This window comes from Streptomyces sp. NPDC051020, from assembly GCF_040683105.1.
Classification (GTDB): Bacteria; Actinomycetota; Actinomycetes; order Streptomycetales; family Streptomycetaceae; genus Streptomyces.
This window is the reverse complement of record NZ_JBFBCG010000007.1, coordinates 146729-153807: the sequence shown is the minus strand read 5'-3', so window position 1 is coordinate 153807 and position 7079 is coordinate 146729. Positions and strand designations below refer to the sequence as shown.

Genomic DNA, 7079 nt, shown 5'->3' with positions numbered 1-7079 from the left:
GACTCTATCAGACTCTTTCGTGTCCGATTCCCGGCCGAAGCGGGCCCTCTGCGAAGCAGAAGATTTGTTACTGCGCTTTCCAGTTCTTCGCTTTCGCGTTTCCCTTTCCGGCGAGTCCGACTCTATCAGATCCTTTCGGGCCTGATTCCCAGTCAGCGGGATTTGTCTTCCCGGCTGTTGGGCCGTTCCGACGAGTGAGACTTTAGCGGAATCCTGGGCCCCGACGCTAATCGGGGTCGCGTTCCTTCGAACACGGATTCCTCATTTCGCAAATGCGCACAGAAAGCTGGGCGACAGATGTCGCTTGCTCGATGTGGTTCCTGCGGAATGGCTGTCCGGGGACCGACCGGGGTCGGCGCTCACGTCGGACAACTCGGAGAACATTACGGTTCCGGGCGGCCCGTGTCAACCTCCGGCTGACCCGGAGTGTGGCGGACGGCCAGGCGGTAGTCCCGGGGGCTGGTGGCCAGGTGGTCGCGAAGTGTTGGCGCATGGTGATCCCGCGCCGAATCCCGTACGGCGGGCCGCCTCGGGGAGCGGGAGGTCGGTGAGGCGGCGCGGGCCGCCGCTGTGTCGCTGCACAGCGGCGGGTTCGCGAAGGTCGTGACCAGTGCGGAGCTGGTGGCTGCTGCCGGGAAGTGAGGGTCAGCCGTTGCCCGAGGCCAGCTCGCGGCTGCGGTCGCGGGCTGCTTCGAGGGCGGCGATCAGGGCGGCGCGTACGCCGTGGTTCTCCAGCTCCCGGATGGCACTGATGGTGGTGCCGGCCGGGCTGGTGACGGCTTCGCGGAGCTTGACCGGGTGTTCGCCGCTGTCCCGGAGCATCACCGCCGCGCCGATGGCGGCCTGCACGATCAGGTCGTGGGCCTGGGCGCGGGGCAGACCGAGCAGGATGCCCGCGTCGGTCATCGCCTCGACGAGGAAGTAGAAGTACGCGGGTCCCGATCCGGACAGCGCGGTCGCGGCGTCCTGCTGGGACTCGGGGACGCGGAGGGTCTTGCCCACACCGCCGAAGATTGCCTCGGCGGTGGCGAGATGTTCGGCGGTGGCGTGGCTGCCCGCCGAGATGACGGACATGCCCTCGTCGACGAGGACGGGGGTGTTCGGCATGACCCGTACGACCGGAGTCTTCGCGGCGAGGCGGTCCTCGATGAAGGCGGTCGTGATACCGGCGGCGGCGCTGATGACCAGCCGGTCGGCCGTGAGATGGGAGGTGAGTTCGTCGAGGAGGCGGCCCATGTCCTGGGGCTTGACCGTGAGGATGAGGATGTCGGCGCGCTTGGCGGCTTCGGCGTTGGTGACGGACTCGACGCCGTAACGGGTGCGGAGTTCCTCGGCACGCTCGGAGCGGCGGGCGGTGACGAGCAGGTCGGCAGGGCGCCAGCCCGCCCGGATCATGCCGCTGAGCAGGGCCTCGCCGATCTTGCCGGTGCCGAGGACTGCGACTGTCTGGGTCATGTGGTTCACCCTCCGGACGGTGCGGTGGTACGCGGTTCTGGTGCGTCGTCGCCGCCATCCTCGCACCGGCACGTCAGGTGGTGCGGCGGCGGAGGGTGGCTGCGCCAAGGGCGAGGACGAGCAGGGCGCAGCCCGAGACGATCAGGACGTCGCGGACGAAGTTGCCGGTGACCTCGGTGTGGTGGAGGACTTCGTTCATGCCGTCGACCGCGTACGACATGGGCAGGACGTTCGAGATCGCTTCGAGGGCGGGTGCCATCCGGTCGCGTGCGACGAACAGTCCACAGAGCAGGAGCTGCGGGAAGATCACGGCCGGCATGAACTGGACGGCCTGGAATTCGGACGCGGCGAAGGCGGAGACGAAGAGGCCGAGGGCCGTGCCGAGCAGGGCGTCGAGCAGGGCGACGAGGAGCAGCAGCCAGGGGGAGCCGACCACGTCGAGCCCGAGCACCCAGACCGAGAGCGCGGTGGCCAGGAGGGACTGGAGGATCGCGACGGCGCCGAAGGCGAGGGCGTAGCCGGCGATCAGGTCGCCCTTGCCGAGCGGCATGGCGAGGAGGCGTTCCAGAGTGCCTGACGTGCGTTCGCGAAGGGTGGCGATCGAGGTCACCAGGAACATCGTGATCAGCGGGAAGATGCCGAGGAGCGAGGCGCCGATGGCATCGAAGGTCTGCGGGCTGCCGTCGAAGACGTACCGGAGCAGCGTGATCATCACGACCGGGATGAGGAGCAGCAGCGCGACGGTGCGGAGGTCATGGGTCAGCTGGCGCAGGACGCGGGCGGCGGTGGCGAGCGTGCGGGCGGGGCTGAGGGCCTGGGGTTCGGGCCGGGCCCGGGCGCCGGTGGGGGCCTGAGGGGTGGCGGGGGCCTGCTGCGGCGTGTTGGTCGTGCTCATCGGGCGTTCTCCTGAGATGTGGCGGCCTCGTCGACCAGGTGGAGGAAGGCTTCTTCGACGGTGGTGGTCCGGGCGTGGGTGCGCAGTGCCTCGGGGGTGCCGTCGGCGAGGATCTCGCCCTCGCGCATGAGGAGCAGGCGGTGGCAGCGCTCGGCCTCGTCCATGACGTGGGAGGAGACGAGGAGCGTGGTGCCGTGGTCGGCGGCGAGGGTGTGGAAGAGGCTCCACAGGTCGCGGCGGAGTACCGGGTCGAGGCCGACGGTCGGTTCGTCGAGAACGAGGAGCTCGGGGGTGCCGAGCAGGGCGGCGGCGAGGGAGACACGGGTCAGCTGGCCGCCGGAGAGAGTGCCGGCGAGAGCATCCGCGTGGCTGGTCAGGTCGACGTCGGTGAGGGCGCGGGCGACGGCGGCGCGGCGGGCGTCCCGGTGTCTGCGGCCCGGCTGAAGGATCGCCGCGAAGTAGTCGAGGTTCTGCCGGACGCTGAGGTCGGTGTAGACCGACGGCGCCTGGGTGACGTACCCGATGCGCGGGCGGAGGGTGGGGTGGCCCGCGGGGTTGCCGAGGACGTCGAGGGTGCCGGTGACCTTGGCCTGGGTGCCGACGACGGCTCGCATCAGGGTGGATTTGCCGCAGCCCGAGGGGCCGAGGAGGCCGGTGATCCTGCCGGGTTCGACGGTGAAGTCGAGGCCGCGCAGGACGGTGCGGTTGCCTCGTACGACCGTGAGGCCGCGGGCCTCGATGGCGGCACCGGAATAATTCATCATGCGGCGAATTTTGATCCTCGCCGCGCCCTCTCGTCAAGGCACCGGGGCGGTGCGCGGCCTTCGCTGCACGCAGGCGCAGGCGGCCGGGGATGCCGGCCGGGCCGGGGCTGAATCACCGGGATCGTCGGCGGTCCGGTGCACGTCGGGCTGGGCGCTGCGGCTCGGGCAGTGGTTCCGGGCGGTGGAGTGAGTCCTGCCGGTGGGGCGTGGGGGCGTGAACGGGAGTTCTGGGGCCGAACGGGTGACCCTTTGGCGGCTGTTGCTCGTGGGGCTGGACAGCGGGTGTCCGGCCTTGCGGAAGGGGGTGGTGTGGTGGGGGTGTGCGGGAGCCCCGGCACCCTTCGTGGTGCCGGGGCTTTGCGGGGTGGCGATCCGGGACCGTCCGGGACACCTCACTCCCCGGGACGAGAGGGTGCCGCGTGCGGTCGGTGAGCACCGGGGCCATCTGGCTTCGCGTGACCTCAAGACACGTCGCGCCGGTGGATCTGGAGCACAGCACGGACACCTGGGCGTCGCGTAAGTGGGAGCTGACCGGGGTGTCGTCGTCGCGGATCGCCGGGGCCATCACCAAGGCCACGCATGATCAGTGGGCGCTCGCGCGCCGCTGCCAGGCGGCGCACATCCAGACGCCGGCAGCCGGGATCAGCATGCTGCGGCACCGCCTGTCCCTCCCGATCGGGGCGCACGGAACGAAGCGGGCCGCGGGCGGCTACCGGTCCCAGGGCGAGTTTTGCAAGTCCCGCCGGCTCGCGGCACCGGAACGGTTACCTGCGGCGGGGCTTCCTGCCCTTGGGTGTCTTGCGGCCTGCCGGGTTTCCGGTCCGGGCCGAGCGGCGCTTCGCGTACTGGGCGACGGCCGCCTCGTACTCCGTGCGCCGCAGCTTCTCGCCGGGCGCCTCCAGGACCGAGCGGAAGAAGTACGCGAGCAGCGAGCCGACGAAACCGATCGTCTTCAGACTGCGCAGGTTGTCCTCGCCGGCCGGCTCGGCGGGGCGGCGGCTGAACCCTTCCCAGGTCTTGCGGAAGGCGATGGCGCTGCAGATGCCGAACATCAGGACGACCAGGATGCCGACGAAGCTGCCGACATCGGCGATCTCCAGGCCCTGGTAGGCGAAGCGGAGCACGAAGCAGGAGGCGACGGCAGCGGCGAGAGAGCCGAGGGCAACGCCGACGCGGCAGAGCCCGTACCGGCCGTCGTGCTCGACCCAGGTCGTGCCGAAGAAGCGGATGGGCTCGGGCTGCGGGCCGGGGGCGGTGCCGGTGCTCGCGGTGCTGGGCTCGGTGCCGTCGGAGGCTTCGCTTTTCTCGCTCACGAGGTCGATTATCCCCGGGTCGGCGGCGGTACCGGCGGCGCTGCCCCTACGGGGGACGGAGCAGCGCCGCCCGGCATCAGCCGCAGTGCTCCCACGGGCTCGTGTACGTGTACGTACCGACGCCCGCCTCGATCATTCCGCCCCACTTCACGCAGCGGCCGCCCGCGGCGAGGCGCACCGGACCGGCGTACGAGGAGTACGTGCCCTGGTCCTTCGCCTGCCCCTTGCCGTCGCCGTCCACATCGAGCCAGGCGCCGGTCGGCAGCGCAAAACCGCTGGTGGAGGGGGAGTGGAGGGTGACCACACAGTTGGACTTGGTGCTCGCGTTGTAGAGCAGATAGACGCGGGCGAGTTCGGTGGTGGAGTTACGGAAGGCGTGCGAGTCGATCTGGGTGTAGCCGGATCCGCAGATACCGGCCGGGGTGGCTGCGGTCACGGTGGTGGCCTCGGCGGACGCCGCGTGGGCCGGGACGGCGCCGAGGGCCGCCAGCGCGGCGATCGCCGAGGCGATGACCGCCGAGCGGTGAATGCGGGCGTCGGTACGGAAAGGGATGTGCATGCTCCCCCAATCGTGAGAATGCATGATGGGCGTGACTCTGGGCATCTGCCCCGATACGTGAGGTCACTACCCTTCCGTCTCGTCAGGCACACGCAGTGGCCCCCGGCGTATGGAAAACGCCGGGGGCCGTCGCGTGTGCGGGATCCGGTGGCGTATCAGCCGAGCTTCGAGACGTCGCGCACCGCGCCGCGGTCCGCGCTCGTCGCCATCGCCGCGTACGCCCGCAGCGCCGCCGAGACCTTGCGCTCGCGGTTCTTCGGCGCGTACACGCCGTTCAGCGCCTCACGGCGGGTGGTCAGCTCGGCCTCGGGGACGAGGAGCTCGATCGAACGGTTCGGGATGTCGATCCGGATCCGGTCCCCGTCCTCGACCAGTGCGATCGTGCCGCCCGACGCCGCCTCCGGCGATGCGTGGCCGATCGACAGGCCCGACGTGCCGCCGGAGAAGCGGCCGTCGGTGACGAGCGCACAGCTCTTGCCGAGGCCACGGCCCTTCAGGAAGGAGGTGGGGTAGAGCATCTCCTGCATGCCGGGGCCGCCGCGCGGACCCTCGTAACGGATGACGACGACGTCGCCCTCCTTGATCTCCTTGCGGAGGATCTTGTCGACGGCCTCGTCCTGCGACTCGCAGACGACCGCCGGGCCCTCGAAGGTCCAGATCGACTCGTCGACGCCCGCCGTCTTCACGACGCAGCCGTCCTCGGCGAGGTTTCCCTTCAGGACCGCGAGGCCGCCGTCCTTGGAGTACGCGTGCTCCAGGTCGCGGATGCAGCCGCCCGCCGCGTCCAGGTCGAGGGTGTCCCAGCGCTCGGACTGTGAGAAGGCCGTCGCGGAACGCACGCATCCGGGGGCCGCGTGCCACAGCTCGACGGCCTCGGGGGACGGGGAGCCGCCGCGGACGTCCCAGTTCTTCAGCCACTCACCGAGGGTGGCGGAGTGCACCGAGTGCACGTCCTCGTTGAGCAGGCCGCCGCGGTGCAGCTCACCGAGGATGGCGGGGATGCCGCCGGCCCGGTGGACGTCCTCCATGTAGTACGTGCCACCAGGGGCCACGTTGGGAGCGACCTTCGACAGGCAGGGGACGCGGCGGGAGACCTCGTTGATGTCCTCGAGGTCGTAGTCCAGCTCGGCCTCCTGCGCGGCGGCGAGCAGGTGCAGGATCGTGTTGGTGGAGCCGCCCATGGCGATGTCCAGCGCCATCGCGTTGTCGAACGCGGCACGGGTGCCGATGGAGCGCGGCAGGACCGTCGCGTCGCCCTGCTCGTAGTAGCGCTTGGTGATCTCGACGACCGTGCGGCCGGCCTCCTCGTACAGCGCCTTGCGGGCGGTGTGCGTGGCGAGGACGGAGCCGTTGCCGGGGAGGGAGAGGCCGAGGACCTCGGTCAGACAGTTCATCGAGTTGGCGGTGAACATGCCGGAACAGCTGCCGCAGGTGGGGCAGGCGTTCTCCTCGATACGCAGGATGTCCTCGTCCGAGACGTTCTCGTTGACGGCGTCACTGATCGCGTTGATCAGGTCGAGCTTGCGGACCGTGCCGTCGACGAGGGTCGCCTGGCCGGCCTCCATCGGGCCGCCGGAGACGAAGACCGTCGGGATGTTGAGGCGCATCGCGGCCATCAGCATTCCGGGGGTGATCTTGTCGCAGTTGGAGATGCAGATCAGCGCGTCCGCGCAGTGCGCCTCGACCATGTACTCGACGGAGTCGGCGATCAGGTCGCGGGACGGGAGGCTGTAGAGCATCCCGGCGTGGCCCATCGCGATGCCGTCGTCGACGGCGATCGTGTTGAACTCACGGGGGACGGCGCCTGCGGCCCTGACGGCGTCGGAGACGATCCTGCCCACGGGGGCGAGGTGGGTGTGGCCGGGGACGAACTCGGTGAACGAGTTGGCGACCGCGATGATCGGCTTGCCGATGTCCTCGCCGGCTACGCCCGAGGCCCGCATAAGGGCGCGAGCGCCCGCCATGTTGCGGCCGTGGGTGACAGTGCGGGACCTCAGCTGGGGCATCGTCTCTCGCTCCTTCGACAGAAAAGACTGCTTTCGAGCCTACGCCTCGACTCCAAGATCTGGACACCGTGTCCGGAATGCGGGACG

6 protein-coding genes and 1 pseudogene are annotated in these 7079 nt (G+C 70.1%); 1 reads left to right on the top strand and 6 read right to left on the bottom strand.

Annotation, left to right across the window (positions count from 1 at the left end; all coding sequences use genetic code 11):
- Positions 1-645: 645 nt before the first annotated feature.
- From proC to AB0N06_RS06585, 3 genes are all read right to left on the bottom strand, one after another.
- On the bottom strand, positions 646-1455 hold the full coding sequence (gene proC, locus AB0N06_RS06595) for a pyrroline-5-carboxylate reductase (RefSeq protein ID WP_366133576.1): 810 nt from the start codon (positions 1453-1455) through the stop codon (positions 646-648).
- A gap of 73 nt (positions 1456-1528) precedes the next feature.
- Positions 1529-2350, bottom strand: a complete 822-nt coding sequence (locus AB0N06_RS06590) for an ABC transporter permease (protein ID WP_366133575.1) — start codon at positions 2348-2350, stop codon at positions 1529-1531.
- Positions 2347-3114: an ABC transporter ATP-binding protein gene (locus AB0N06_RS06585; RefSeq protein ID WP_366133574.1), complete on the bottom strand. Its 768-nt coding sequence runs from the start codon at positions 3112-3114 to the stop codon at positions 2347-2349. Before AB0N06_RS06585 ends, AB0N06_RS06590 begins: the two co-directional genes overlap by 4 nt.
- Positions 3115-3421: 307 nt before the next feature.
- On the opposite strand from AB0N06_RS06585, the pseudogene AB0N06_RS06580 reads away from it, so the two are divergent.
- A pseudogene (locus tag AB0N06_RS06580) lies at positions 3422-3863 on the top strand (IS200/IS605 family accessory protein TnpB-related protein); the annotation flags it as partial.
- A gap of 15 nt (positions 3864-3878) precedes the next feature.
- Here AB0N06_RS06580 and AB0N06_RS06575 read toward each other — a convergent pair.
- The 3 genes from AB0N06_RS06575 to ilvD all read right to left on the bottom strand — a co-directional run bounded on the left by AB0N06_RS06575 (position 3879) and on the right by ilvD (position 6992).
- The gene (locus tag AB0N06_RS06575) at positions 3879-4427 is read right to left on the bottom strand and encodes a hypothetical protein (RefSeq protein ID WP_366133573.1); all 549 of its coding nucleotides are present in this window, start codon (positions 4425-4427) and stop codon (positions 3879-3881) included.
- Between the two features lie 76 nt (positions 4428-4503).
- Positions 4504-4986: an acetyltransferase gene (locus AB0N06_RS06570; protein ID WP_366133572.1), complete on the bottom strand. Its 483-nt coding sequence runs from the start codon at positions 4984-4986 to the stop codon at positions 4504-4506.
- A gap of 155 nt (positions 4987-5141) precedes the next feature.
- Positions 5142-6992, bottom strand: coding sequence for a dihydroxy-acid dehydratase (gene ilvD, locus AB0N06_RS06565; RefSeq protein WP_366133571.1), 1851 nt, complete (start codon positions 6990-6992; stop codon positions 5142-5144).
- Positions 6993-7079: the final 87 nt, after the last annotated feature.

Excerpts from the sequence above, each read along its gene's own strand:
- proC (WP_366133576.1), bottom strand. The coding sequence starts at position 1,455 with ATGACCCAGACAGTCGCAGTCCTCGGCACCGGCAAGATCGGCGAGGCC.
- AB0N06_RS06590 (WP_366133575.1), bottom strand. The coding sequence starts at position 2,350 with ATGAGCACGACCAACACGCCGCAGCAGGCCCCCGCCACCCCTCAGGCC.
- AB0N06_RS06585 (WP_366133574.1), bottom strand. The coding sequence starts at position 3,114 with ATGATGAATTATTCCGGTGCCGCCATCGAGGCCCGCGGCCTCACGGTC.
- AB0N06_RS06570 (WP_366133572.1), bottom strand. The coding sequence starts at position 4,986 with ATGCACATCCCTTTCCGTACCGACGCCCGCATTCACCGCTCGGCGGTC.
- ilvD (WP_366133571.1), bottom strand. The coding sequence starts at position 6,992 with ATGCCCCAGCTGAGGTCCCGCACTGTCACCCACGGCCGCAACATGGCG.